The organism is Micromonospora sp. NPDC051925 (assembly GCF_044548625.1).
In the GTDB taxonomy this organism is placed as follows: Bacteria; Actinomycetota; Actinomycetes; order Mycobacteriales; family Micromonosporaceae; genus Micromonospora.
Genome location: NZ_JBIUCH010000058.1, coordinates 1 through 1,558 on the forward strand (window position 1 = coordinate 1; position 1,558 = coordinate 1,558).

Here is a 1,558-nt window from a genome sequence, read left to right on the forward strand (position 1 = left end):
TAGTGCTTTGTTAGGTTGTTCCGGTGTGTCGCTTGTAGGGCTTTTTGGGTTGTGTTTGGCTGCCCTGGTGGACGAGCGAGGACTCACACGGGTGCGGACGCGGCTGGAGGACTTCGCGGCCGGGCTGTTCGCGGGGTTGCCGCGGTCGGATCAGCGGGCGACCGGGTTGCGGTATCTGCGTGGGCTGATGCTGGATGGGCGGCGGAAGTCGATGCAGCCGATGGCGCAGCGCCTTGGGGTGGATCACCAGCAGTTGCAGCAGTTCCTGACCTCGTCGACCTGGGACGTCACGGATGTGCGGCGGCGGTCGGCCAGGGCCGCTGCCGACGTGGTCGACCCGCAGGTGTGGGTGGTGGACGACACCGGGTTCCCCAAGGACGGCAAGGCGTCGGCGTGTGTGGCCCGGCAGTACTCCGGGACCCTCGGTAAGGTCGCGAACTGCCAGATCGCCGTGAGTGTCCACGCCGCGACCGATGCCGCGTCGGCGGTGCTGGACTGGCGGCTGTTCGTGCCCGAGTCCTGGGACGAGACGTGCGTCCCGGACGCGGACGGGAAGATCGCCAACCCGCATGCCCGCAGGCTGCGCCAGGAACCCGTGACCCGCGATGCGGCCGGGGCAAAGAAGCCGCACAAGCGTCTGCGCCCGCCGCCCGCCGCCCAGATCGACCACATCCAGCGGCGGCGGGCGGCATCGAAAGTGCCCGACGGTGAACGGTACCGGCCGAAGTGGATGATGGCTCTGGAGATGCTCGACGAGCTGGCTGGCTGGGGTCTGCGTCCACCGCTGCTGACCGCCGACGCCGGCTACGGGCAGGTCGCCGAGTTCCGCCAGGGCCTGACCGAACGCGGCATCCCCTACATCGTGGCGACCACCTCGTCGACCACCGCCCAACCCGGCGACGCCCAACCCGTCGAGGTCCCCTACGCCGGAGTCGGCAAGCACCCCACCCCGAAATACCCGCAACCCGCCCGCAGCGTCAAGGCCATCGCTCTGGCCCACGGCGCCGACGCGACACAACTGGTGCGCTGGCGCGACCGGCTCCCGACCGCCGATCAGGCCTGCGGCCAGCCCACCCGCAAGCTGGCCGGGCACTTCCTCACCCTACGGGTCCGCCCGGCAGGCCGGGCCATTCAACGTGGACCCCACTGTGGTGACGACGGTGTTCTCCCTGAATGCTGGCTGCTCGTGCAATGGCCACCCGACCAGGACGAACCCACCGACTACTGGCTGTCCGACCTGCCCACCGACACACCACTTGCCGAACTGGTCCGCCTGGCCAAGAGCCGCTGGCGCATCGAGCACGACTACCGCGAACTCAAAACCGCCCTCGGCCTCGACCACTTCGAAGGCCGATCCTGGATCGGCTGGCACCGCCACGTCACCCTCACCGCAGCCGCCCAACTGTTCCTCACCCAGTTACGGCTCGCAGACCCAAAAGCAACAGGGCAGACCTGAGCCTCTACACCGTCCTCCGCGAGCTGCAATACCACCTCGCGACGTGGCTCGGATTCTGCCCACTCTGCCACCAACTGGTACCAACCTAACAAAGCACTACTA

Annotated in this window: 1 protein-coding gene; it reads left to right on the top strand. The window is 68.2% G+C overall.

The features are described 5' to 3' along the window. The first annotated feature begins 67 nt into the window (after positions 1-67). A complete protein-coding gene (locus tag ACIG87_RS32265) occupies positions 68-1,456 on the top strand; it encodes an IS701 family transposase (RefSeq protein ID WP_396855404.1) in 1,389 nt (462 codons plus the stop codon). Positions 1,457-1,558: the final 102 nt, after the last annotated feature.